This window comes from Kitasatospora sp. NPDC096128 (genome assembly GCF_040303105.1).
Classification (GTDB): domain Bacteria; phylum Actinomycetota; class Actinomycetes; order Streptomycetales; family Streptomycetaceae; genus Kitasatospora.
In genome coordinates this window covers 43,847-66,664 of sequence record NZ_JBEOSP010000026.1, presented here as the reverse complement: position 1 = coordinate 66,664, position 22,818 = coordinate 43,847, and the positions used below count along the sequence as shown (strand labels likewise).

The window sequence follows — 22,818 nt, the reverse complement described above, 5'->3', positions numbered from 1 at the left end:
TGATACCGAGGGTCGTCTATGGTGGTAGATCGTTCGTTTGATTCATTTGATTGGCGCCCTATTCCCATCTGGCGCCCTTGGCGCGTTCCGGCGATCCGTGGCTGACCGCATAGAGGCGGTTGTGAAACAGAACCCCGGACTTTGGCGCGTGCCACTTCCGGAAGGTTTTGCATGTCTCTCGTTGACGACGCCCGCTTCGCCATGCCCGCGAACGAGGCTGCCGCCGATGTCACCGACACCACCGAACTGATCGCCGAGGCCGCCGAGTCGGCCGTCGAGGTCACCGAGACCACCGACGCCGCCGAGACCGTCGAGGAGGCGGCCGAGGCCGCCGAGCCGACCATCACCTTCGGCGACCTGGGCCTGCACGACGACGTCGTGCGCGCCCTCGCCAAGCGCGGCGTCACCACCCCGTTCCCGATCCAGGCCGCGACCATCCCGGACGCCCTGGCCGGCAAGGACGTGCTGGGCCGCGGCCGCACCGGCTCCGGCAAGACCCTCAGCTTCGGCCTGCCGCTGCTGACCCGCCTCGCCGACGGCGAGCGCACCCGCGCCAAGCACCCGCGCGGCCTGATCCTGGTCCCGACCCGCGAGCTGGCCATGCAGGTCGCCGACGCCCTGGAGCCCTTCGGCTCGGTGCTCGGCCTGCGCCTCAAGGTCGTCTGCGGCGGTACCTCGATGTCGAACCAGATCTACGCGCTGGAGCGCGGCGTCGACGTCCTGGTCGCCACCCCGGGCCGCCTGCGCGACCTGCTGAACCGCGGCTCGGCCAAGCTGGACGACGTCCAGACCGTGGTGCTCGACGAGGCCGACCAGATGGCCGACATGGGCTTCCTGCCCGAGGTCACCGAGATCCTCGACCAGGTGCCGGCCGGCGGCCAGCGCCTGCTGTTCTCCGCCACGCTGGAGAACGAGATCGACACCCTGGTGAAGCGCTACCTGAAGAACCCGGTCACCCACGAGGTCGACCCGTCGGCCGGCGCCGTCACCACCATGACCCACCACATCCTCGTGGTGAAGCCCAAGGACAAGGCGCCGATCACCAACGCGATCGCCGCCCGCAAGGGCCGCACGATCATCTTCGTCCGCACCCAGATGGGCGCCGACCGCGTCGCCGAGCAGCTGATCGAGGCCGGCGTCAAGGCCGACGCGCTGCACGGCGGCATGACCCAGGGCGCCCGTACCCGCGTCCTCGGCGACTTCAAGGACGGCTACGTCAACGTCGTCGTCGCCACCGACGTCGCCGCCCGCGGCATCCACGTCGACGGCATCGACCTGGTCCTCAACGTGGACCCGGCCGGCGACCACAAGGACTACCTGCACCGCTCCGGCCGCACCGCCCGGGCCGGCCGCTCCGGCGCCGTCGTCACCCTGGTGCTGCCGCACCAGCGCCGCGGCGTCTTCCGCCTGATGGAGGACGCGGGCGTCGACGCCAGCCGCCACATCCTGGACCACGCCTTCGACGCCGAGGTCGCCAAGATCACCGGCGCCCGCTCGCTCACCGAGGTCCAGGCCGAGAGCGCCGCCAACATCGCCGGTGCCGCCGAGCGCGAGCTCGCCGACATGACCCGCCAGCTGGAGCGCGCGCAGCGCCGCGCCACCGAGCTGCGCGAGGAGGCCGACCGCCTGGCCGCCCGTGCGGCGCGCGAGCGGGCCGACCTGGGCATCGAGGACGAGGCCCCGGCCGATGCCCCGGAGGGCGGCGAGGAGGCCGCTCCGGCCGCCGCCGAGGCTCCCGCCGCCGCCGCGCCGCAGGCGGAGGAGCGCACCCCGGCCTACCGCGAGGCCCGCAGCGAGCGTCCGGCCTTCGGTCGGGACCGTGACCGTGACGACCGCGGCGGTCGCTCGGGTGGCTTCAACCGTGACCGTGACGACCGTGGTGGCCGCTCGGGTGGCTTCAACCGTGATGACCGCGGTGGCCGTTCCGGTGGCTTCGGCGACCGTGAGCGCTCGGGTGGCTTCAACCGTGACCGTGACGACCGCGGCGGCCGCTCCGGTGGCTTCAACCGTGATGACCGCGGTGGCCGTTCCGGTGGCTTCGGCGACCGTGAGCGCTCGGGTGGCTTCAACCGTGACCGCGACGACCGCGGCGGCCGCTCCGGTGGCTTCGGTGACCGTCCGGCCCGCACCTTCGGCGACCGCCCGTCCTTCGGCCGGGACCGCGACGAGCGCGGCGGCAGCAACAGCCGTCCGTTCGCGCGCCGCGACGACCACCGCGCCGGCGGCCGTCCGCAGGCCGACCGCGGTGGCTTCAACCGTGACCGCGGCGGCTTCGGCGACCGTGACCGCGGCGGCTTCAACGGCGGCGGCTTCAACCGCGACGACCGCAAGCCGCGCTGGAAGAACTGACCTCGACCGAGGTCGTGCGGCACGGCTGGTGATCGACCGCCGGCCGGCTGACTGAACCACGTACGAAGGGCCCGCTCCGTCCCCCGGAGCGGGCCCTTCGCGTTCCCCCGGCGATATCCCCCGATACCCCCGGTACCCCCCGACACCTCGCCGGCACGCGCCCCCCCCGAGGTGTTGTTCTGGAAGTGAGAATAACCTGTGGCGCGCGCCGAGGGTAGTCCCGTAGCGTCACGGACATGAGCAGCAGACTGCATGACGTGGCACGGGTGAACGAGGAGATCGCCGCGCGGGGGAGCTACCGGACGGCCGGGGGCGAACTCGTGCAGGTGGGGGAGCAGTTGGCGGCCGCCCGGGCCGGCACGGTGTCCTATGCGCCGACGGGGCTGGACGCGCTGCTGGCGGCGGGGGAGCGGGGTCCGGCGGGCGGGCGGATCGAGGTGACGGCCGAGGGCAGCGTCGAGGCGGCCCGGCGGCTGGTCGCGGCCGGGGCCGGGCCGGTCGGGGTGCTGAACTTCGCCTCCGCGCGCAACCCCGGTGGCGGGTACCTGCGCGGCGCCCGCGCCCAGGAGGAGGACCTCTGCCGCAGCGCGCTGCTGTACAGCTGCCTGGTCGAGGCGCCGGACTACTACGAGGCGCACCGGGCCTCGACGGACCTGCGGTACAGCCACCGGGTCATCGTCTCGCCCGCCGTACCGGTGATCCGGGGCGGCCGGGGCGAGCTGCTGGCCCGACCGTACCCGGTCACCTTCCTGACCTCGCCCGCCCCCAACGCCGGTCAGCTGGAACGGCGTTCGGCCGGTACGGACGTCCGGGGCGTGCTCGCCGAGCGGGCCCTGCGGGTGCTCGCGGCGGCGGCCCGGCACGAGGTGCGCGCCCTGGTGCTCGGCGCCTGGGGCTGCGGGGTGTTCCGCAACGACCCGGCCCAGGTCGCCGAGGCCTTCGAGGGCGCGCTGGCCCGGTACGGCGGCGCGTTCGAGCGGGTGGTGTTCGCGGTCTGGGACCGCTCGCCGGTCTCGGCCAACCGGGCGGCCTTCGAGGCGCGGTTCGGTACGGCGGTCGTGCCGTCCTGAACCGGGGCCGGCTCGGGGACGGGCGGTGAAGGACGGGCGGTGAAGGACGGGCGGTGCAGGCCGGGCGGATCAGCGCTTGCGCGCGGACAGCACCGTCGCGGCCGTCGAAGCCGCCGCCACCACCCCGGTGACGGCGAAGACCGACGGCCAGGCGCCGATCCGCTTCGCCAGCGGATGCGAGCCGCCGAAGGCCGCCACGTACAGGCCGGTCAGCGCCGCCGCGGCCGCCGTGCCCGAGCTGCGCCGCCACTGCGCGGCCGCCCCGGCACCGGCCACCGCCAGCACCGCACCGCCCAGTTCGCGCCGACCGCTCCAGCGGGCCACGCCGTAACCGCCGACCAGACCGCTCGCCGCGGTCAGCGCGGCGGGCGCGGCGGCCGCGAGCGCGTTCGGGACCTTCGCCATCGTCGACTCCACTCGTAGGGCTCGTAGGGGACGTGCGTCGGCTTCCGACCCTAACCCGGTGAACGGAGCGGCCCGCCGGGGGCCCGGGGCCCGGAGCGCTCAGCCGAACGCCGACACCGTGGCCGCCCCCGGCACCGTCCGGGCCAGCAGGCGCGCCGCCTCCCCCGGGTCGAGCACCCGCTCCAGCCGCAGCTCGCCCGGGACCTCCTGGAGGAAGCGGCCGGCCGACCAGCTGCGCTCGTACGGCAGCGGCTCCAGCACCAGGGTGCGCACGCCGTCCAGCACCGGGATGTCGCTCGGCGTGCCCTCGTTCCACAGCCAGGAGCCGTCCGGGGCGACCAGGTTGAAGGCGCCGGTGGCGATCAGCCGGCGGCCGTCCAGGAACTCCGTCCGGGCCAGCGCCACCACCTGCGGGTCCTGCGGGGTGCCGGGCAGGTGGCCGCCGCCGATCAGCACGTCGGCGAGCAGGGTGTGCAGCTGGAAGGTGTCGCTCAGGCCGCTCATCCGCAGCAGGTAGCCGGTGCCGGTGGGGCGGTCGAGGACCAGCAGCGGCTCGTCGTCGAGCACCAGCGCCAAGTGCGTCAGGCCCTTGAAGTCGTGCCGCTCGCCGTCGTACCGGTCGAACAGCTCCAGCAGCACCTCGGTGACGCCCGAGGCGCGGGCCTCGGCCCGGACCGGCGGGTGCGCGTACACCGCCCAGGCGGCCTGCTGCCACAGGTGCAGCGTCCACCAGGCGACCACGGCCAGGTGCGCGTGCCAGGGGTCGAGGTGCGCCGGGTCCTCGATCCGGGCGTGCGCCTCGGCCGGATCGTCCGCCTCCTGGTCCGGCAGCGGCCCGCCGCCGGTCCGCGCCCAGTGCTCGACCAGCCGCTGCGCGCCGGCCAACGCCCCGCGCAGACCGGCCAGTACCGGGCCCGCGCAGGCCACCGGGTCGGCACCGGACTCCACACAGGCGCCGACCACCATGGCCAGGTGGGCCCGGGGGAACGGTGGCGCGTCCGGCAGCAACGCGGCCAGCCGCGGCCCGGCCGCCCGCCGCTCGGCCGGGCCGGCCGGACCGAACACCCCGCCGACCAGACCCAGGGCCGGGCCGAAGCCCTCGTCGTCGCCGGCCGCGACCACCGCCTCCAGTGCGGCCACCGCTTCGAGGAGGGTGGGCTGCTGACGGGTCGGCGAAGTGCTCCGGGTGGACATTCGCCGCAGCATAGGCGGCGCCGCCCGTGCACCGGAAACCCCCTGCGCCCCGGCCCGGTGACGGATACTCGCGCGGTGACCGCGTCTCCCGAACCCCGCCACGTCGGGCCGCTGTCCGGCGTGCTGCTGTTCGCCGCCGGGGCCGAAGCCGGCGACCGCCCACCCCGGCGCCGCGATCACCCCGCCGCAGACCGTCGCGCGGGCCGGCGGCGCGCCTCGGGCCCGAGGCGCGCCGCCGCAGCGCGGAGCGGGCCGCGCTGTCAGCCGCTGGTGCGAGACTGCGGCCATGACGGACAGCGCCCCTGACAGCACGCCCGGCCAGGCGGTCACCGACGGCCGCTACCGGATCCGCAACGTCGGCAGCGGCCTGCTGCTGGAGGTCGCCGAGGCCTCCCGCCGCAGCGGCGCCCGGATCCGCCTCGGCGCGGACGACGGCTCCGACGCCCAGCTCTGGCGGCTCACCGCCGTCCACCCCGGCGGCGCGCTCTTCCACATCGAGAACGCCGGCAGCGGCAAGCGCCTCGACGTCACCGGCGCCTCCCCGGAGGACGGCGTCCCCGTCCAGCAGTGGTCCGCCAACGCCTTCGGCGCCCAGGAGTGGCTCCTGGAGGCCCACGTCGACGCCCCGGGCACCTACACCGTCACCAGCTTCATCAGCGGCAAGCCCCTCACCGCCACCGACACCGGCGCCCAGCAGTGGGAGGACACCGACGCCCCCACCCAGTGGTGGCGCTTCGAACGGCAGCGGTAGGGCCGCCCATCCTGCCCGGGCCTCGGATCTCGGGCCTCAGGCCTCGGGCCTCGGGCCTCGGGCCTCGGGTCTCGGGTCTCAGGCCGAGAGGTTGGCCCGGAGGGCGTCCAGGTCGGCGGGGGTGAGGCCGTGGGCGGCGAGGTAGGCCGGGACGGTGCCGTGGTGGGTGCGGATCCAGGCGAGGGAGGAGGCGATGAGGTCGGCGTTGATCGGGCGGGAGATCCGCTCGGTGCCGGTCTCGTCGATGTACGGGGTGGGGCCGTCCTCCAGGTCGAGGCCGGCGTTGGAGAGCAGGAAGTCGGCGGTGATGTCGGCGTCCGAGGCGCCCAGCAGGGACTGCAGGACGGCGATGGTGAGGCCGGTGCGGTCCTTGCCGACGGCGCAGTGCACGATCACCGGCACGGCCTCCGGGGCGGCCAGTCGGCGGATCACCGCGGCGAGCGAGGGGCCGGCGGTCTCGGGCATGAAGGTGTAGAGCTCGGCCTGGTCCTCGGGCCAGGGCCGGTCGAGGTCCTCGCGGTTGGCGGGCAGGGTCGGCAGGTTGATGGACTCGTGGTCGAGGCCGTGCCGCTGGTCCGGCCAGACCTCCAGCTCGAACGGGCTGCGCAGGTCGATCACCGTCCGCAGGCCGAGGTTCTTGAGCTTCCGGGCACCCTCCTCGGTGAGCGCGTGGAGGGAGCCGGAGCGGTACAGGACGCCCCGGCGCAGGGCGCCGATCCCGCCCGCGTCACGGAAGTTGCGCACACCGGGGATGTCGATGAAGGCAGCGGTCATGGCCCCACCGTACGGGCGCGGACGGAGCGGGGGGAAGGAAAACGGAGAGGACCGTTCGCTTAACCCCGTCCCGGACCCCCGTCCCGTACGCCCGTCCCGCACCGCCGTCCCGTACGCCCGTCCCGCCGCCGCGTCGTCAGCGGCCGCCGGAGACCTCCAGGAACGCCCCCGTGGTGTACGAGGCGGCCGGGGACAGCAGGAACAGCACCGCCTCGGCGACCTCCTCCGGCTCCCCGCCGCGCCGCATCGGCAGGCCCGGCGCGACCCGGTCGACCCGGCCCGGCTCGCCGCCGAGCGCGTGGATGCCGGTGTGGATCAGGCCCGGGCGCACGCAGTTGACCCGGATCCCCTCGGCCGCGACCTCCAGGGCCAGCCCGCGGGTCATCGAGTCCACCGCGCCCTTGGCGGCCGCGTAGTCGACGTACTCGTTCGGCGAGCCGATCCGGGAGGCGGCCGAGCCCACGTTGACGATCGCGCCGCCGCGCCCGCCGTGCCGGGTGGACATCCGGCGGACGGCCTGGGCCGCGCACAGGAACGGGCCGGTGATGTTGGCGGCCCAGATCCGGTTCAGCCGGTCCTCGTCGATGTCCTCCAGCCGGCACTGCCGCTCCAGCGTGCCCGCGTTGTTCACCAGCCCGGTGAGCGGCCCGAGTTCGGCGTCCACGGTGGCGAACAGCCGCTCCACCTCGGCGCTGCGGCTGACGTCGGCCCGGACGGCGATCGCGGTGCCGCCCCCGGCGCGGACGGCGTCCACCACGGCCGTCGCCGAGGCCTCGTCCGTACGGTAGTTGACGCACACCCGGTAGCCGCGGCGGGCGGCCAGCAGGGCGGTGGCGGCGCCGATGCCGCGGCCGGCGCCGGTGACGAGCAGGACCTCGTCGGTGCTGGTGGTCGACATGGGCCGTACGCTACCCGGCGCGCCGCCCCGCCGCGGCGGCCTCCCGCAGCGCGGCGACCTTCGGGGCGCGGCTCCTCGGCGAGTCGAGGCTGAACCCGCGGGCGTCGCCCAACTCGTCCCGGACGAACGCCTCGGTGCGGGCCACCGTCGCGCGCAGCGCGTCGTCCGGCGGGACGAAGGACAGGTGGACGATCTCGGCCCGCTCGGTGTCGTACTCCCACAGGCCGACGATCCGGCCCCGGTCCAGCACCAGGTGGGTCTGCGGGTCGGTCTCGCCGCCGAAGGTGCGCCCGGCCCGGCCGGCGGGCAGCGGGCGGGCGGCGTCCGCCGGGTCGAGCAGCCGGGACATGTCCCGGTGCAGCAGGTGGATCCCGTCGATGCCGGCCAGCAGGGTGTAGTGCGGCTCGGCCGGCACCTCGAACCCGGCGAACTCCTCGACGAGTTCGGGCGGCAGCAGCAGCTCCGAGCCGGGGGCGACCGGCACCGGGCCGGCCTCGGCGACCGCCGCGCGGGCGGTGGCCGCGGAGAAGCCGGAGAACCAGCGGAAGTGCCCGAGGCTGGCCGGCCCGGCCCAGGAGAAGTAGCGGCGGGCGAGGTCCACGGCGTTCCCCGAGACCGGCTGGTCCCAGCCGACGTAGCCGTAACGCTGCTGGTCCAGACGGCCGTTGACGGGCACCCGGCGGATCCGGCCGCGCGACTGCAGCAGCCCGAGGGCGAGCGGCAGGGTGGTCGCCGGCCCGCGCTTGCGGCCCGGCTCGCCCAGCGACCGGACGGCGCCGCCGACCGCCTCCCGGATCGTGGTCGGATCCAGCGGCCCGCCGTCGGCCAGCGCCCGCTCGATGGCCAGGCAGAGCTGCTCCACCTCGTCCCGGCCGACCCCCAGGTGCTTCGCCGCAGCCGCCAGCTCGCCCTCCGGGGCGGCCGCGCCCACCGCCAGGCCGAGCGCGAAGTCGGCGGCCGGCAGCACGTAGGTGCAGCCCCGCGCCGACGGCAGCTCGTGCACCGCCAGGCCGGCCACCTCTGCGTCCACCGCCGCCCGACCCAGCCCGGCCCGGGCGAACAGGCCCAGGTACGGGGCCGCGCCGCCCACCGAGCGGGCCCAGCCGGTCGCGGCCAGCGCCTCGGCGGCCGATGCCCCGGTGTGCGGGCGGTCCAGCCACTGCCGGTGCGACCACCAGGCCCGCAACTTCTCGACGCCGACGGCTTCCGGGCGGGGATCGTGCTCCATGGGGCCAGTATCGGCGGCCCGGCGTGCCCCGGGCCGGAAATCGCTCGCCCGGCGCGGCCCGTTCCGGAGAGGATGCGGTACCCGGAAGAACCACTGATCGAGAGGAGAACGCATGCCCGCCGTACCCGGCACCGTGCTGCTCTCCGGCATCGTCGGCTCCACCGCCTACGGCTTCGCCCACGCCGGCTCCGACGTCGACCGGCTGGGCCTGTTCGCCGTCCCCACCGAGGAGTTGCACGGCCTGCGCCGCCCGGCCGAGTCGCACGTCACCACCGAGCCGGACGTCACCCTGCACGAGGCCGCCAAGTGGTGCCGGCTGGCGCTGTCCTGCAACCCGACCGCCTCCGAACTCGTCTGGCTGCCCGAGGACCTGTACGAGACCGCCACCCCGCTCGGTCGCGAACTGGTCGGGATCCGGTCGAGCTTCCTCAGCGCACCCGCCGTCCGCAACGCCTATCTCGGTTACGCGGACCAGCAGTTCCGCAAACTGCTGACCCGCGACACCACCGACCCGGCCACCCGCCGCCGGGCCGCCAAGCACGCCCGGCACCTCGTCCGGCTGGTCGAGCAGGCCGTCCGCCTGCACCGCACCGGCCACCACCTGATCCGGCTGCCCGACCCCGAGCGGGTCCGCGACCTCGGCGAACGCATCGCCGATCGCCCCGCCACCGCCGAACAGCTGCTCGCCGACGCCGCCGACCGCCTCGCCCGCCCCGGCGTCCTGCCCGCCGCCCCCGACCCCCGCCCCGCCGAGGCCTGGCTCCGCCGCGTCCGCGCCGCCCACTACAGCCCGCCTCGAGCCGCGCCCCCCGCACCCGGCGCGCCCACCCAATCCACTGGCGGAGCCCTGGGCCCCACCGGGTAGGATCGCCCTGGCCCTCCCCACCCGGGACCATCCGGTACGGAGGGCCGCGGGCCACTAGCTCAATTGGCAGAGCTGCGGACTTTTAATCCGTAGGTTCAGGGTTCGAGCCCCTGGTGGCCCACCACAGCACAGCACCCCGGCCGGGTTCCCCGACCGGGGTGCTGCTGCGTCTGCGGGCGGTTCACTGGCCGTTCAGCGGCGGGCCCGCCAGAGGCCGTAGAGGCCGACGCCGGCGCCGGTGATCACCTCGAACCCGCCGCTGCCCGCGGTCAGGTAGACCCCCGTGGCGATCACCAGCAGGGTGACGAGGGCGATCAGGTCCAGGGCCCGGTGCCGGGTCGAACCGGTGGGGGCGGTCTCCGGCCCGGGGGCGTGCGGCTCGGGGGCCTGCGGCGGGTTGACGTCGGCGGACCGGCCGGGGACGTCGGGGTCTTTGTCGGTCATGGTCCGAGCTGACCAGAGGTTCCGGCGCTGACCCAGGCAGGCGTACGACCCCGCCGGTTCCCGTATGCGGAGGCCGAGGGCTCGGACGGCGCGCTGCCGTCTTTGAACGCCGCGTGCGTCGGCGGGCGTTCAGGAATGTTCAGGACTGTCCGAGGGCGTTCGAAGTACGCTGAACACCAGGCGAATTGACGAATGGACGGCGGGGAGAGTCGTGGCAGAACGATCGACAGGGGCCGACCCGGGAGATCTCGTGGCCGCGGCCGCGTACGACGGGCAGCTGGCGGCCTTCGTGGACGATCTGAACCGGCTGCACATCGAGTTCGGGGCGCCCTCCTACGGCGAGATCTGCGCCGCCGCCGACGTCTTCAAGCTGACCAAGGCGGGCATCACCGACCTTCTGACCGGCAAGCGACTGCCCTCCATGAACTTCCTGCTGGAGTTCGTCCGGGTGGTCAGCAATCCGCTGCCGGTGGACGCAACGAAGCCGAAGGGCCACCGGGCGCACCCGGAACTGATCGAGCTCTGGCGCCGCCGGTGGGTGGACCTCCGCGCGCTCAACCGGCAGCTCCAGGCCCCGCTGGGCCGGATCCGGAACGCCACCAAGCTGCTGGTCGAGACGGCGGAGCGGACGGCGGCGGAGACCATCGGCTCGGCCGAGGCGCACGCGTGGCAGCTGCGCTCCTGGGCGGAGGCCGAGGCGGCCCACCTGGTGGAGGAGGCCCGGCAGCAGGTCGCCCGGCTGCTGGGAGAGGCCACCGAGCAGGCGAACGCCGTGCGGGCCGAGGCGGAGCGGATCCGGGCGGAGGCCGTCCAGTCCGCGGGGGCGCGCGCCGCCGAGGCCGACCGCCGCGCGACGGCGGCGAGGCAGGAGGCCGAGGAGGTACGGCGGTCGGCGCGCGCCGAAGCGCAGGGGATCGTGGACGAGGGCCGACGGGTGAGCCGCCTGCGGACGCCCGCGGCTCTGCGCGAGCTGCGGGAGGCGGCGGAGAAGCTCGCCGAGGAGCAGGTGCCCGAGCTCATCCGGACGATCACCACCGGTCGACTCCAGGAGACGGTGAGCGGGCTGGTGTTCCCGTCGGTCGGGCTGTACGGGCGTGATGACGTGGGGCGGTTGGCCCATTGCTTCGACGAGCTTGTGAGATTCGCCGTCAAGCAGGCCCTGCTGCACCGGAACGCCACGGAGATCTTCGGCGATCTGTCCCGGCGCAATCAACTACTGACTCATCGTCAGCTGTTGCTTCTCTCGGAGCTGGAGGGCCGGGAGGCCGACCCGGAGCGGCTGACCGACCTCTTCAAGCTGGACCATCTCGCGACCCGCCTGCGCCGCAACACCGAGAACAGCCTCATGTTTGCAGGCGCGGTAGGCCGCCGTCGGACCGGTCCCGTTCCGCTGCTCGATGTGTTCCGTGCCGCCGCTGGCGAGGCCGAGTCATACGAGCGCATCGGGGTCGGGGCGGAGGCCGTCCCGCCGGTCGAGGTGGCCGGTCCCGCTGTCAATGACCTCGTCCACTTGCTCGCCGAGCTCTTGGACAACGCCACTGTGTTCTCTCCCCCGTATGCCCAGGTCCGGACTGCTGCCCACGCCCTGCCGGACGGTCGGGTGCTGATCGAGATCCACGACGCCGGCATCGGCCTCAGCTCGGACGGCCTCGCCGAGATCAATGAGCTCCTGACCAACCCACCGCTGGTGAACACGGCTTCCGGCGGGATGGGCCTGTTCGTGGTCGGCCGCCTGTCCCTGCGGCACGACATCCGGGTTCAGCTGACGCCGAGCGACAGCGGTGGCACCACTGCGCTGGTCATGCTCCCGGGCTCGCTGGTTCAGCTCCCCGCCGCCCCTGACATGGGCGTTCTTCCGTCGGGGAGTGGGTCCGCCGTCGTGCCCGGGGGCGGTGAAGGTGAGTGAGGAAGGCTCAACTATCTTGGTGTCATGGGACCTTTGAAGCCGGATGTTGCACAGCTGGTCATCGGACTCGTCTGCTTCTTCCTGATATTCGGGATCCTCGGGGCGGTTCTGCTGCCGCGGATCGAGAAGGTGCTGGGGGAGCGGCGGGACGCCACTGAGGGGGGTGTCGAGCGGGCGGAGGAGGCGCGGGCCGAGGCCCAGCGGGTGTACGAGGAGTTCCAGGCGGAGCTCACGGCGGCGCGGCACGAGGCGGCGGTGATCCGCCAGACCGCGACCGAGGAGGGCGCGGCGCTGATCGCGCAGCTGCGGGCCGAGGGGCAGGCGCTGCGGGACGGGATGCTGGCCGAGGCGCAGGTGCAGCTGGCGGCGGACCGGGTGCTGGCCGAGGCCGAGCTGCGGGAGGACGTGATCCGGCTGGCCGGGGAGCTGGCGGGGCGCGTGGTCGGGGAGCCGCTGGCGGAGCTGCCGCGGACCCGGGAGATCGCGGACGAGTTCTTCGCCGCGCACGATGCTGCGCACGACGCCGGGGCCGGAGCCCGGGCCTGACGCAGCCGTCGTCCCTCCCCACTCGTACTTCCCCGTCGAACGGCTCGGGCCCCGGGCAGTGGATCGACCACTGCCCGGGGCCCGAGCCGTTCTGCGGGGGCAGGACGTCGGCCATGTCGGGGCGGTGCGGCCGGTGGAGGGGACGCACCTGGTCAAGGCGGCCCTGGTCGGTGGCGCGGAACCGGCCTACCCGGAGGGCGCCTCGGCCGAGGTGGACGCGTTCTCGGTGTTCGGCGGGGTGGACCTGACCGTTCCGGCCGGGACGGCGGTGGAGGTCAGCGGGTTCTCGCTGCTCGGCGGCCGGAGCCGGGGCGTGGCCGGTGAGCCGGGCGGCGCGGTGGTCAAGGTGCGCTCGTACTCGCTGGTCGGGGGCGTGAAGGTCCGGCAGGCCGGCTGACCCCGGTCAGCGCCGGGCCGGTACCGGGGCCGGGGTGGGGGCGCCGGGGGCTGAGCCGGCGGTGGCGGCGGCCGAGGCGGTGGCGCGGGAGAGCCGGACGGTGAGGCCGATCATGGCGAGGACGGCCGCGAGCGCGACCCAGCCGGCGGTGGCCGCGGCGACCGCCGGGCTGTGGTGGTCGAGGACGGCGAAGTAGCTGCCGCCGATGACGGCGACGCCGGTGACGGCGGCGAACTGCTGGGTGGTGGAGAGGGTGCCGGAGGCGGTGCCGGCCCGTTCGGGGGTGATCCCGGCCATCGGGGCGCCGATCAGGGAGGGCAGGACCAGGCCGTTGCCGATGCCCATCAGGCCCATGGTGGCGAGCAGGACGGGCAGGGCGTGGCGGGCGCCGTCGGTCTGCAGGGCGAGAGCGGTGAGCAGCAGGCTCAGCGCGGTGATCGCGCCGCCGACGACGGGGACGCGCAGCCCGTACCGGGGGATCAGCCGCTTGCCGGTGAGCGAGCCGGCCATGGCGAGGACGGCCATGGGGGTGAAGACCAGGCCGGAGCGCAGCGGGCTGTAGCCGAAGCCGGTCTGGACGGTCAGGCTGATGACGAACACGAAGCCGGCGAAGAAGGCCATGAAGGCGGCGTTGACGGCGAGGCCGGTGCGGAAGACCCGGCCGCGGAACAGGTCGGGGTCGAGCAGGGGCTGTCCGCCGCGGGCGGCGAGCCGGCGCTCCCAGCGCAGGGCGGCAAGGGCGGCGGGGACGGCGGCGGCGAGCATCGCCCAGGCCCAGAGCGGCCAGCCGGCCTCCCGCCCGAGGACGAGCGGGACGAGGGCGAGGGCCAGCGAGCCGGAGACCGCGAGCACGCCGATGCCGTCCAGGGCGGGGCGGCGGCCGGTGGTGGTGCGGGGCAGGACGGCGGCGGCGACGGCGAGGACGACCAGGCCGACCGGCAGGTTGACCAGGAAGACGGCGCGCCAGCCGAGGCCGAAGAGGTCGCCGTCGAGCAGCACGCCGCCGAGCAACTGGCCGCAGACGCCGCTGAGTCCGCCGGTGACGCCGAACCAGGCGAGGGCGCGCGCCCGGCCTTCGGCGGGGATGGCGGTGGTGATCAGGGCGAGCACCTGGGGGACCATGGCGGCGGCGGTGAGGCCCTGGAGCATGCGGGCGAGCACCAGCTGGGTGGGGGACTGGGCGAGTCCGCAGAGCCCGGAGACGACGGTGAAGGCGGCCATGCCGGTGAGGAACATCCGCCGGTGGCCGAGGATGTCGCCGAGGCGTCCGCCGAGGACGAGTCCGGTGGCGTAGCTGAACACGTAGCCGGCGACGACCAGTTCGAGGGCGGCCTGGCCGGCGCCGAGATCGGCGCGGATGGCGGGCAGGGCGACATTCACGACGTTGCCGTCGAAGCCGTACATGAAGAACGCCGCCAGGATGACGGGGAGCAGGGGCATGGGGTCTGGCCTCCGGCGGGAGTAGTTATTGGTGGAAGTGCCAAAAACCTGGGTGCGGGGAAGCCCGGAGCCCCCGTGGGGGCTCGGGCGGTGGGGTGGTGAGGCGCTCAAGTGCTCAAGTGCTCAAGTGCTCAAGCGCTCAAGGGCTCAGGGGCGCAGGTCCTCGACGATCGCGTCGACGGTGGCGTGCAGCGACTCGGGCTCGAAGCCCGCCTTGGCCTGGAGCAGCAGGCCGTGGAAGCCGGCCATCACCTGACGGGCGAGCACCTGCGGGGCGCGGTCGGCGCGGATCTCGCCGCTGAGCCGGCCGGCCTCGATCGCGGTGGTCAGCGAGGCCTCCAGTGGGATGAAGGCCTGGCGGGCCAGCTCGGCCAACTCCGGTTCACAGATGGCCAGTTCGGTGACAGTGTTGACCGCGAGGCAGCCGCGGTGGTCGGCCGAGGCCTGGTCCACCCCGGTCAGCAGCAGTCGACGGATGCGCTCCAGCGGCGGGCGGTCGCCCCGGACCGGGTTCGCCCCGGCGCCGCCGCCCTCGCGGTAGCGGCGCAGCGCCAGTTCGAACAGCTGGCGCTTGCCGCCGAAGGCGTTGTACAGGCTGCCGCGCAGCATGCCGGTGCTCTCGGCCAGGTCGTCGGTCGAGGTCGCGGTGTACCCCTTGGTCCAGAAGGTGTTCATGGCCGCGTCGATCGCGGCCTCGGTGTCGAACTTCCTCGGGCGTGCCATGGGGAGGATCGTGCCAGTTGTTGTCAGTCCTGTCAAAAACTCCGTCAGATCCCGGCGCGGTCGGGACCCCGGCGCCCGCTCCCTGCGTGCACGGACCAGGGTGGGTTCGCGCCAATGAGGGCCGTGATTCGCGTCAATCGACAGGCCCGCGCCGGGCCGGGCACCGCCGGCGCCGAACGGGTCGGACCCGCTGCCCTACGATGCCGCCCGAACGAAAACGATCACTTGGGGGAATTCATGTTCCGCACAAAGGCATTGACTGGACGTCAGCCGAAGCGCCGCCCGGTCGTGGCGGCCGCCGCCGCGCTCGCCGCCGTCACGGTCCTCACCACCACCGGCAGCGCCGCCGAGGCCTCCGCCACCCCGCCGGGCGGGCTGCCGGGCTTCAAGGACGGCTTCGTGGTCAGCGACGGACTGCGGATCCACTACGCGGTGGCCGGGCACGGCCCGGCGCTGGTGCTGCTGCACGGCTGGCCGGAGACCCTCCAGGCCTGGGAGCAGGTGGCGCCCGCGCTGGCCGAGGACCACACCGTCATCGCGGTCGACCTGCGCGGGCTGGGCCGCTCGCAGGCCTCCGACAGCGACGCCTACGGCAGCTACACCCCGCTCACCCTCGCCGCCGACGTGCACGCCGTGGTGGACCGGCTCGGCTTCGGCGGTACCAAGGTCGCGGTGGCCGGCCACGACATCGGCGGCGGGGTGGCGCTGGCCTACGCCGCCCGGTACCGCGACCAGGTGAGCCAGCTGGGGATCCTGGAGGCGCCGCCCACCCTCTGGTACCTGAAACTGGTCGCCGACAAGCCGAACTTCCTGTGGTGGGACTCCTTCGTCAACGGCCAGCAGCCCGGAGTGGCGGAGCAGTTGGTGGCAGGCAAGGAGAAGGTCTTCTACGGGTCGGTCTACAACAACGGCGGTCCGGGCGGGGCGCCGAGCGCCAAGGCCCAGCGGGAGTACATCGCCGCCTACAGCCGCCCCGGCGCCACCCGCTCGGGCTTCGACTTCTTCCGCCAGCAGGACACGGGCATGCGCGACGTGCAGGCGCTGCTCGACCACGGCCGGTTGACCATGCCGGTGCTCGGCCTCGGCGGCCAGAACAGCATGAAGGACTCGATCGGCGAGGAGATGAAGAACGTCGCGACGAACGTGACCACCGCGGTCGTGCCGAACGCCAACCACTGGGTGCTGGAAGAGGATCCGCAGTTCGTCATCGACCAGCTGCGGCAGCTGCTGGCCCGCTGACCGGACCCTGCCGGACCCTGCCGGGGCCGCGGGGCCGGTGCCGGGGCGGGTGGGCGCCCGCCCGCCGCGGCACCGGGGGCGGTCACTCCGCCAGGAAGGTCTCGCTGAAGCTGGTGCCGCCGGAGCCGAGGCCGCCGGTGCTGGCCTCGTAGGTGCCGTTGGAGCTGGGGTCGAGGGCGACCGGGCCGGCCGAGCCGAGGGACTTGCCGTTGACGGTGGCCGAGGTGAAGTTCAGCGTGCCGAAGTCGGGGTACGCGCCGGTCGGCGACTCGATGATGACCTCGGCGCTGGTCCGCTGGGCGGTGGTGGACTTGGTGGTGGTGTAGGTCCAGCCCCGTGAGGAGTCGGTCAGCTTGAGCGTGTACCGGTTGCTGCCGACGTAGTTCACCGAGGCGGTGATGTGGTCGCCGGCCGACACCGGGTACGAACTCAGGCTCAGGTAGACCGGGTTCGCCGGGTACATCTCGTACCAGGCCTGGTCGACCGGGCTCCCGCTGGAGCAGTCGGTCGCCACCCCGGTCTGCTCGACGCTGGAGGAGCCGTATCCGTCGATGCCGACCCACGGGGCGTAGAGGTCGTTGGTGGAGTTGCAGGTCGCGTCCGGTTCGGTCCAGGAGGCCGAGACCGAGCTGAAGCCGCTGCCCGTCGCGGCGTAGCCGCCCCAGTTGTAGCCGTTGGTGTTGTACTGCAGGGGGCGGAAGGCGAGCCCCTGGGCCGCTGCCGCGGTGGTCGGCGCGACGGGGGCGAGGGTGGTGGCCGCTGCCGCGAGGGTGGCGAGGCGGATCATGAATCTGCGCATGCTGACTCCTTCGTGAGGGGACGAACAGGAGGAGCACACGCCAACTGAGGCCGTGGGGGCGGCCGTTGGCGAGTGGTAGTTCAGGATGGGCCGACTGTCATGGCCAGGGCAAGGGGATCAGGGGGAAGGTTGGCCAAGCCATTGCACTGTCGGGTGCACTACTTGACGATGCGTCGGCGAACCGATGCCGCCGCCGGACTCGTCTCGGCCGAGGTCAATCTGCGGTAAATCGGTTCCAGCGCTGGCAATTCGACCTCGAACCGCTTTGGCGTGATCCGTTTCTGTGTTTCGCTGGCGGCTCCATGCCTTGTCGAACACGGATCGAACGGTCCGGGAGCCGGGGGACGCACCATGGCCGAGCGCACCGAGAGCACCGAGCAGCCGCAGGGCCCCGAGCGGCCGCAGGGCCCCGAGCAGCCGCCGCAGGCCGGCGGCCGGGCCGCCGCCCGCAAGGCCGGTGGCGGCGGGCGTTCCCCGCTGCTGATCGCGGGCCGGGTGGTTGCCTGCGGGGTCGGTCTCGCGGTGTTCGCGGCCAGCGGGGTGGTCTGGTACGAGTACACGTCGCTGACCGACGGGATGACCACCTCCAAGGCCCTCGACGAGACCAGGAAGGACGCCCCCAAGCACCTCGACAACTCGATCAACCTGCTGCTGATCGGCCTGGACAGCCGCAAGGCGATGGACGGTTCGGACCTCGACCCGTCGATCGTGGAGAACGAACTGCACGCCGGCCACGACTCCGAGATCGGCGGTTACAACACCAACTCGCTGATCCTGCTGCACATACCGGCGGGCGGCGGCAAGGTGCAGGCGGTCTCCATCCCGCGCGACGACTACGTCATGACGTACAAGGGCGACGGGACCAAGATGGGCATGGCCAAGATCAAGGAGGCCTATGGCAACGCCAAGGACCAGTTCAACGGCAGCCCCAAGGCGAAGGGCCTCAAGGGCCCCGACCTGGAGAAGGCCGGCCGGGACGTCGGGCGCGCGGCCACCATCCGCACCGTCCAGACCTTCCTCGACCAGCCCGTCGACCACGTCGCCGAGGTCAACCTCAAGGGCTTCTACGACATCGCCAAGGTGCTCGCGCCGATCGAGGTCTGCCTCACCCACCCGGTGGACGACCCGATCATCGCCAGGACGGCCACCAAGGCGGGCGGTGGCACCGGACTCAAGCTCCCCGCCGGGCACAGCAAGCTGGACGCCGCCCAGGCGCTCTCCTTCGTCCGCCAGCGCCACAACCTGGACGACGGCCACGGCAACTCCGACGACTTCGCCCGCACCCACCGCCAGCAGGCCTTCGTCTCCTACGTCGTCTACAACCTCAAGCAGAAGGGCATCGTCGGCGACCTCGGCAAGATGCGGGAGCTGATGGGTGTGCTGCAGCAGGACCTCGTCATCGACAACCAGTGGAACGTCCTGGACTTCGCCCAGCAGGCCCCCAATCTGACCGGGGGCAACGCCGAGTTCCGCACCCTCCCGGTGGCCGATCTCTCGTCGGTCAACGGCCAGGACGTCAACCTCGTCAACCCGGCCAAGATCCAGAAGATCGTCAAACAGCTCTTCGGCTACGCGGACGCCGCCCCCGCCCCGGCCGACGCGACCCCCGGGGCCCCGGCCACCACCCCGGCCCCGGCCCAGTCGACCGCGACCGCGCCGCCGACCGCGCCGCCGACCGCCGCCGCCAAGGCCGTCACCGTGGACGTCCTCAACGCCTCCTCCGCCGCCGGGGTGTCCTCCTCCGACGAGGCCAAGGCCCTGGTCGGCATGGGCTTCAAGGAGGGGAGGACCGGCCCGGCCGCCAGCCGTCCGAAGACCACCACGGTCAGTTACGGCAAGGGCGCCAAGGACGGCGCCGACCAGATCGCCGCCCGTTACGGCGTGACCGCCGCCGAGTCCGCCTCGGTGGGCCCCGACCGGGTGGTCGTGGTCCTCGGCACCGCCTTCACCGGCGTCGCCGCCGACCGGCCCACCACCGCCCCGGCCGACCCGGGCACCAACGTGGCCCAGCAGGGCCCGATGGTCGACGCCCAGGCCGACGGCGGCATCCCCTGCGTCTTCTGATCCGGGCGGTTCCCATCGGGTTCCCATCGGGCTCTCGCCCAGGTCTCGTCCAGTTCTCACCGGGTTCCCGCCCGGTTCCGGCCCGGTTCTCCGAGACCGACGACACCCCGCCCGAGTCGGTCGATTCCGGACGTTCTGTGGCGGGAGTGCCCGGTGGCCTGCGGGGTGGTTGGTGTACCGGAGGTCGGTGATCGCCTTCGGTCTCCATATGATCGGAAGCCACGATGGTCGGTCTGTACCGACTTTCGTACGTACAACCAGGGAGCGGGTTCCGGCCGTCTCCCTGAGTGCGGTGCGCCAGATCGTCCGGGGCGTCGCTTCCGTCGGTGAAAGGTAAGCGCATGGCAGGTCGCAGGGGCGAGAGCCCGGCTCGGGGCGAGGACGCGCCCGGGGCACTCCCGGCGGACGGTGCGGCGGGCGGCGTGCCCGCCCCGCGCTCCGGCGGTCGGGCCGAGGCCCGGCGTGCCGCGCAGGGCAAGGGCGGCGGCCGGTCGGACGGCGGGTCCGGCGGGTCCGGCGGGACGGGCCCGGGCGGCCGGGCGGCGGCGCGGCGCGGTGCCAAGCCCAAGAAGAACGTGAAGAAGATCGTCGCCTGGTCCGCGGCCGGTGTGCTGGTGCTGATCGCGGGCGCCGGCGGCGCGATCTACTTCAAGCTGAACGCCAACATCAAGTCCTTCGACGCCGACGCGATAGCCGCCGACCGCCCGCCCGAGGCCAAGGCCGACGCGGACGGCAACAAGCCGGTCAACGTGCTGCTGATCGGCTCCGACAGCCGCGGCGGCAACAACTCCGACCTCGGCGGCGGCGAGGACGGCGGCGCCCGCTCGGACACCACGATCCTGTTGCACGTCTACGCCGACCACAAGCACGCCGTGGGCATCTCGATCCCGCGCAACGCGATCGTGCCGATCCCGTCCTGCAAGCTGCCCAACGGCAAGTGGACCAAGGGCGGCAACGACCTGTTCAACGCCGCCTTCTCGGTCGGCGGCAGCGACAGCGGCAACCCGGCCTGCACCCAGAACACCATCGAGAAGGTCACCGGCATCCGGGTCGACCACACCATCGTGGTGGACTTCAACGGCTTCGCCGCGATGACCAAGGCCGTCAACGGGGTGGACGTCTGCCTGCCGAAGGCGATCTACGAGGGCGACATCAACCCCAACCTGCACAAGAAGGGCAACCTCGTCCTCCCGCAGGGCAAGCAGACCGTCGAAGGACAGCAGGCGCTCGACTACGTGCGCCTGCGGCACGGCATCGGCGACGGCTCCGACATCGGCCGGATGAAGCGCCAGCAGGCCTTCATGAGCTCGCTCGCCACCAAGATGAAGAAGGAGGGGCTGAGCCCCACCAACCTGCTGCCGCTGGCCGACGCGGCCACCAAGTCGCTGACCGTCGACCCCGGTCTGGACTCCGCGGACAAGCTGCTCTCCTTCGGCCTGTCGCTGAAGAACATCGACATGCACGACCTCAAGTTCGTGACGGCGCCCTGGCGCTACCGCACCCAGGACGCCAACATCGACCTGGTCCAGCCCGACGCCAACAAGCTCTGGGACACCCTCAAGGCCGACCAGACCATCGACGGCCAGAACGCCACCGGCCAGCAGCCGGACGCCGCCGCCGGCACCACCGCCCCCCAGCAGGCCGCGCCCAGCACGCCCGCCGCGCCGGCCGCGGACCCCTCCAACGCCTCGGTCAAGGTCGCGGTCTACAACGGCACGGTCGTCAACGGCCTGGCCGGCAAGGGGACCGACCTGCTCAAGGGCGCCAAGTACTCGGCGAGCACGGCCGGCCAGGCGGCGAACACCAAGTACAAGACCACCACGATCGAGTACAGCTCAAGCCAGAAGGCGAACGCCGAGAAGCTCGCCGCGCTGTTCCCGGGCGCGAGCCTGGAGCCCAGCAGCGCGAAGGGCATCTCGGTGATCGTCGGCCAGGACTTCGCCGCGGCCAACGGCATGGGCACCACCGCGCCCACCGCGGGCGCCACCCCCGGCGTCCAGACGCCCCCGCAGCCGCTGCCCACCACCGTCACCAACGACGCCCGCTCGGCGGACGACGACATCTGCGCGAACACCACCTACGGCAGCGGCGGCTGACCGCACCCGCCGGACCGACCGCACGACCCCGGGGCGCGTACGGCCCGGGGTCGTGCCATCGTGGGCTCAGGGCCCGTCCCCGGATCGTCGCCGGACCGGGCCGCAGAGGGGACCACCGTCACCGAAAGGCGGACCCCATGCCCGAGATCGCCATGCAGATCGACATCGCCGCGCCCCGGTCCGCCGTGCTCGACGCGCTCAACACCCACGTCGGGCTGACCAGCTGGTGGACCACCGGCGTGGACCGCGAGGGCGAGGTGCTGCTCTTCGACTTCCCCGGCGTCCCCGAGCCGTTCCGGCTGCGCCGCGAGCGGGCCGACCCGGACCGGGTGCTGTGGGCCAACGCCGGGGCCTTCCCGCCGCACTGGGCCGGTACCTGGATCAGCTGGGACCTCTCCGACCAGCCCGACGCCCCCGTCCGCACCCGGCTGCTGTTCCGGCACGGCGGCTGGCAGCCGGGCAGCGAGGAGGGCGTCCCGATGGTGGCCGGCACCTGGGCCGAACTGCTGGTCCGGCTCAAGGACTACGCGCAGAGCGGCAAGGCGCAGCCGCTCTTCGTCACCGCCCTGCGCCACGACGAGGAGTGAACGCGGGGTCACCGCCCGGCCGCCGCCCGGCCGCCGCCCCGCCGCCGGTCGCCCGCGAGGGCGCCGTCCGGTGGCGGGAACGCGGCGCCGGACCGAAGGTGGGCGGTGTACCGCCGTCGTAAGCGCCGTCCGTGCGGACGGCCGTACCGGTCGGGCCGGGCCCCGCCCGCCCGACGACCCCAGCCGGCCACCACCGCCTCCGGGAGGCCCCGCAATGCCCCTAGTGACCGATCCGTACAAGCCCGGCACCCCGTGCTGGATCGACCTGATGGCGAGCGACCAGCAGGCCGCGCTCGACTTCTACCGCGACCTGTTCGGCTGGCAGGGCGAGGTCGGCCCGGCCGAGTTCGGCGGTTACGCCGTGTGCACCCTCAACGGCCGTCCGGTCGCCGGGATCATGGCGCGGTCCGGGCCCGAGGGCCAGCCGCTGCCGCCCGTCGCCTGGACCACCTACCTGGCCTCGGACGACGCCGACGCGGCCCGCGCCGCCATCGCCGGGGCCGGCGGCACGGTGCTCTACGAGCCGATGGACGTCGGCACGATCGGCCGGATGCTGGTCGCCGCCGACCCGACCGGCGCGGTGTTCGGGGTCTGGCAGGCGATGGACTTCATCGGCGCGGGCGTCGTCAACGAGCCCGGCGCGCTGGTCTGGAACGAGCTCAACACCTCCGACACCGACGTGGCCGGCCGCTTCTACCAGCCGGCGGTCGGGCTGCGCCCGGCCACCATCCAGGGCGGCTACGTCTCGCTGAACGTCGGCGACCGCACGGTGGGGGGCATGCAGGCGATCCCCGGGTACCTGGGGGCCGGCACCCCCTCGCACTGGATGACGTACTTCTCGGTGGACGACACCGACTCCACGGTGGACGCCCTGGTCAAGGCCGGCGGCTCGGTGCTCCAGCCGCCGTTCGACATGCAGTCCGGCCGGATGGCCGTGGTCCGGGACCCGCAGGGCGCGCTGTTCGCCGTCATCCAGGCGCCCGAGGCGCAGATGCCGGACTCGCCGTAACCGGTGCCGCGGCCGCGACGGCCCCCGGCCGCGG

The 22,818-nt window shown here is 73.6% G+C and carries 21 protein-coding genes and 1 tRNA gene; 13 read left to right on the top strand and 9 right to left on the bottom strand.

What is annotated here, in order from left to right:
• The first annotated feature begins 171 nt into the window (after positions 1 to 171).
• Both ABTY61_RS26580 and ABTY61_RS26575 read left to right on the top strand, forming a co-directional pair.
• Positions 172 to 2,349: a DEAD/DEAH box helicase gene (locus tag ABTY61_RS26580; protein ID WP_350507594.1), complete on the top strand. Its 2,178-nt coding sequence runs from the start codon at positions 172 to 174 to the stop codon at positions 2,347 to 2,349.
• Positions 2,350 to 2,585: 236 nt separating this feature from the next.
• Complete coding sequence (locus ABTY61_RS26575; RefSeq protein WP_350507593.1) at positions 2,586 to 3,419, top strand: TIGR02452 family protein; 834 nt, start codon at positions 2,586 to 2,588, stop codon at positions 3,417 to 3,419.
• Positions 3,420 to 3,488: 69 nt separating this feature from the next.
• On the opposite strand, the gene ABTY61_RS26570 is transcribed toward ABTY61_RS26575, so the two are convergent.
• Positions 3,489 to 3,824, bottom strand: a complete 336-nt coding sequence (locus tag ABTY61_RS26570) for a hypothetical protein (protein ID WP_350507592.1) — start codon at positions 3,822 to 3,824, stop codon at positions 3,489 to 3,491.
• Between the two features lie 99 nt (positions 3,825 to 3,923).
• Complete coding sequence (locus ABTY61_RS26565) at positions 3,924 to 5,018, bottom strand: hypothetical protein (protein ID WP_350507591.1); 1,095 nt, start codon at positions 5,016 to 5,018, stop codon at positions 3,924 to 3,926.
• A gap of 286 nt (positions 5,019 to 5,304) precedes the next feature.
• Between ABTY61_RS26565 and ABTY61_RS26560 the strand changes: the two genes are divergently transcribed.
• Positions 5,305 to 5,769, top strand: coding sequence for an RICIN domain-containing protein (locus tag ABTY61_RS26560; RefSeq protein ID WP_350507590.1), 465 nt, complete (start codon positions 5,305 to 5,307; stop codon positions 5,767 to 5,769).
• A 78-nt stretch (positions 5,770 to 5,847) separates the two neighbouring features.
• Here the strand turns inward: ABTY61_RS26560 and ABTY61_RS26555 are convergent, their stop codons facing one another.
• The 3 genes from ABTY61_RS26555 to ABTY61_RS26545 all read right to left on the bottom strand — a co-directional run bounded on the left by ABTY61_RS26555 (position 5,848) and on the right by ABTY61_RS26545 (position 8,669).
• Positions 5,848 to 6,543, bottom strand: a complete 696-nt coding sequence (locus tag ABTY61_RS26555) for a tyrosine-protein phosphatase (RefSeq protein ID WP_350507589.1) — start codon at positions 6,541 to 6,543, stop codon at positions 5,848 to 5,850.
• Positions 6,544 to 6,679: 136 nt separating this feature from the next.
• Positions 6,680 to 7,441 (bottom strand): SDR family oxidoreductase, encoded by a 762-nt coding sequence (locus ABTY61_RS26550; RefSeq protein ID WP_350507588.1) that lies wholly within the window; start codon positions 7,439 to 7,441, stop codon positions 6,680 to 6,682.
• Between the two features lie 10 nt (positions 7,442 to 7,451).
• The gene (locus tag ABTY61_RS26545) at positions 7,452 to 8,669 is read right to left on the bottom strand and encodes a DNA glycosylase AlkZ-like family protein (protein ID WP_350507587.1); all 1,218 of its coding nucleotides are present in this window, start codon (positions 8,667 to 8,669) and stop codon (positions 7,452 to 7,454) included.
• A 112-nt stretch (positions 8,670 to 8,781) separates the two neighbouring features.
• Here ABTY61_RS26545 and ABTY61_RS26540 point away from each other — a divergent pair, with 112 nt between their 5' ends.
• Both ABTY61_RS26540 and ABTY61_RS26535 read left to right on the top strand, forming a co-directional pair.
• Positions 8,782 to 9,534 (top strand): nucleotidyltransferase domain-containing protein, encoded by a 753-nt coding sequence (locus ABTY61_RS26540; RefSeq protein WP_350507586.1) that lies wholly within the window; start codon positions 8,782 to 8,784, stop codon positions 9,532 to 9,534.
• Positions 9,535 to 9,582: 48 nt separating this feature from the next.
• Positions 9,583 to 9,658, top strand: a tRNA-Lys gene (locus ABTY61_RS26535).
• A gap of 68 nt (positions 9,659 to 9,726) precedes the next feature.
• Here the strand turns inward: ABTY61_RS26535 and ABTY61_RS26530 are convergent.
• Entirely contained in the window at positions 9,727 to 9,978 is a 252-nt protein-coding gene (locus ABTY61_RS26530) for a hypothetical protein (RefSeq protein WP_350507585.1), read from the bottom strand.
• 250 nt (positions 9,979 to 10,228) lie between these two features.
• On the opposite strand from ABTY61_RS26530, the gene ABTY61_RS26525 reads away from it, so the two are divergent.
• From ABTY61_RS26525 to ABTY61_RS26515, 3 genes are all read left to right on the top strand, one after another.
• On the top strand, positions 10,229 to 11,884 hold the full coding sequence (locus tag ABTY61_RS26525) for a sensor histidine kinase (RefSeq protein ID WP_350507584.1): 1,656 nt from the start codon (positions 10,229 to 10,231) through the stop codon (positions 11,882 to 11,884).
• Between the two features lie 24 nt (positions 11,885 to 11,908).
• Positions 11,909 to 12,430, top strand: coding sequence for a F0F1 ATP synthase subunit B family protein (locus ABTY61_RS26520; RefSeq protein ID WP_350507583.1), 522 nt, complete (start codon positions 11,909 to 11,911; stop codon positions 12,428 to 12,430).
• 133 nt (positions 12,431 to 12,563) lie between these two features.
• Positions 12,564 to 12,827 (top strand): hypothetical protein, encoded by a 264-nt coding sequence (locus ABTY61_RS26515; protein ID WP_350507582.1) that lies wholly within the window; start codon positions 12,564 to 12,566, stop codon positions 12,825 to 12,827.
• Positions 12,828 to 12,833: 6 nt separating this feature from the next.
• Here the strand turns inward: ABTY61_RS26515 and ABTY61_RS26510 are convergent, their stop codons facing one another.
• Both ABTY61_RS26510 and ABTY61_RS26505 read right to left on the bottom strand, forming a co-directional pair.
• Positions 12,834 to 14,267, bottom strand: a complete 1,434-nt coding sequence (locus ABTY61_RS26510; RefSeq protein ID WP_350507581.1) for an MFS transporter — start codon at positions 14,265 to 14,267, stop codon at positions 12,834 to 12,836.
• A 147-nt stretch (positions 14,268 to 14,414) separates the two neighbouring features.
• The gene (locus ABTY61_RS26505) at positions 14,415 to 14,990 is read right to left on the bottom strand and encodes a TetR/AcrR family transcriptional regulator (protein ID WP_350507580.1); all 576 of its coding nucleotides are present in this window, start codon (positions 14,988 to 14,990) and stop codon (positions 14,415 to 14,417) included.
• Between the two features lie 255 nt (positions 14,991 to 15,245).
• Between ABTY61_RS26505 and ABTY61_RS26500 the strand changes: the two genes are divergently transcribed.
• Entirely contained in the window at positions 15,246 to 16,229 is a 984-nt protein-coding gene (locus tag ABTY61_RS26500) for an alpha/beta fold hydrolase (protein WP_350507579.1), read from the top strand.
• An 82-nt stretch (positions 16,230 to 16,311) separates the two neighbouring features.
• On the opposite strand, the gene ABTY61_RS26495 is transcribed toward ABTY61_RS26500, so the two are convergent.
• Positions 16,312 to 17,028, bottom strand: a complete 717-nt coding sequence (locus ABTY61_RS26495) for a G1 family glutamic endopeptidase (RefSeq protein ID WP_350507578.1) — start codon at positions 17,026 to 17,028, stop codon at positions 16,312 to 16,314.
• A 351-nt stretch (positions 17,029 to 17,379) separates the two neighbouring features.
• Between ABTY61_RS26495 and ABTY61_RS26490 the strand changes: the two genes are divergently transcribed.
• From ABTY61_RS26490 to ABTY61_RS26475, 4 genes are all read left to right on the top strand, one after another.
• Positions 17,380 to 19,092 carry an LCP family protein gene (locus ABTY61_RS26490; protein ID WP_350507577.1) on the top strand — a complete coding sequence of 571 codons (1,713 nt, stop codon included), beginning with the start codon at positions 17,380 to 17,382 and terminating at the stop codon, positions 19,090 to 19,092.
• A gap of 341 nt (positions 19,093 to 19,433) precedes the next feature.
• Positions 19,434 to 21,188 (top strand): LCP family protein, encoded by a 1,755-nt coding sequence (locus ABTY61_RS26485; protein ID WP_350507576.1) that lies wholly within the window; start codon positions 19,434 to 19,436, stop codon positions 21,186 to 21,188.
• Positions 21,189 to 21,325: 137 nt separating this feature from the next.
• Positions 21,326 to 21,775 (top strand): SRPBCC family protein, encoded by a 450-nt coding sequence (locus ABTY61_RS26480; RefSeq protein ID WP_350507575.1) that lies wholly within the window; start codon positions 21,326 to 21,328, stop codon positions 21,773 to 21,775.
• 214 nt (positions 21,776 to 21,989) lie between these two features.
• Complete coding sequence (locus ABTY61_RS26475) at positions 21,990 to 22,784, top strand: VOC family protein (RefSeq protein ID WP_350507574.1); 795 nt, start codon at positions 21,990 to 21,992, stop codon at positions 22,782 to 22,784.
• Positions 22,785 to 22,818: the final 34 nt, after the last annotated feature.